Raw genomic sequence first — 1266 nt, 5'->3', positions numbered from 1 at the left:
CCCGCATTGGGCCCCCACCAGTCGCCCTGACCCCTCCGCCGACTCAAGATCGTTCGGTGAGCGATGGCACACAGCAGCCGAGCCGACAGGATCTGGACCGTCGGCACTTCCTGGCGGGCGCCGCCGCCGGGGCCGCCACCGCTGCCGTCGGCATCACCGCCTGCGACACCCCACGAGGCCACAAACCCGACACGACCACCACCGCCACTCCCACCGCAGCCATCGAACGCGAACGCCACCGTCCCGGCACCTCCGACTGGCGCATCCATGCCACCGGCCCGCCCGACGCCGTCCAAGGCTTCGCCGACAAGGTCAGCGTCCTGCCCGGCGAGGAGTTCGGACTGTACGTCTCGACCACCGCGCCCGGCTTCCGGGTCTCGGCGTACCGCATCGGCTGGTACGGCGGCGCGCAGGCCCGGCGGGTGTGGCGTTCGGACCGGGTGGCGGGCCGCGTTCAGCGCGGCCCGCGCCTGATCGCCGCGACTCGTACGGTACGGGCCGACTGGGCCCGTAGCCTCACCGTCCGCACCGACGGCTGGCCGGAGGGCGCGTACCTGCTCAGGCTCGACGCGGAACACGGCCACCAGCGCTACGTCCCGCTGATCGTCCGCTCGGCGAGCGCACGCGGCAGAACCGTGCTGATGCATGCCCCCGCCACCTGGCAGGCGTACAACCTGTGGGGTGGCCTCGACCTCTACCAGGGCGAGGGCGGCGCGTACAGCACCCGTTCCCTCGCGGTCAGTTTTGACCGGCCGTACGACAAGAACGGCGCGGACAAGTTCATGGTGTACGAGCGGGCGGTGGTGGTCCTGGCGGAACGGCTCGGTCTCCCGCTGGCGTACACCACCGGTATCGACGTCCACGCCGATCCCTCGGCGCTGAACGGTGCCACGGCCGTCGTCGCGCTCGGCCACGACGAGTACTGGACGCCCGAGCAGCGGCGGCACGTGACCCGGGCGCGCGATGCCGGGACGAACGTGGCCTTCCTGGGCGCGAACACCTGCTTCCGCAGGATCAGGCTGGAGCGTACGGCTCGTACCGCCGCGAAAACCAGCACGAACATGGGCACCAGCACCACCGGCACCACTGCCACCGCCAGGACCAACGGCACCACCGCCACCAGCAGCACCACCACCGCCAGCACGGCCAACAGCGCCGACCTCCGCACCGTCGTCTGCTACAAGACCGACTTCAGGGCAGACCCGTACCTCGCCACCCACCCCACCATGGCGACCACTGACTTCCGCCAACCCCCCGGCGCCGACC

At 71.4% G+C, this 1266-nt stretch carries 1 protein-coding gene; it reads left to right on the top strand.

Annotated elements, in window-relative coordinates; translation table 11 throughout:
- Nucleotides 1-56 precede the first annotated feature (56 nt).
- Nucleotides 57-1266 (top strand): N,N-dimethylformamidase beta subunit family domain-containing protein (locus tag WH07_RS08195; RefSeq protein ID WP_157877278.1); only part of this gene is annotated, 1210 nt, incomplete at its 3' end.

Source organism: Streptomyces odonnellii (genome assembly GCF_000981895.1).
Classification (GTDB): Bacteria; Actinomycetota; Actinomycetes; order Streptomycetales; family Streptomycetaceae; genus Streptomyces; species Streptomyces odonnellii.
Note: the sequence above shows the minus strand (reverse complement) of the source record. Positions and strands in the feature narration are given on the sequence as shown.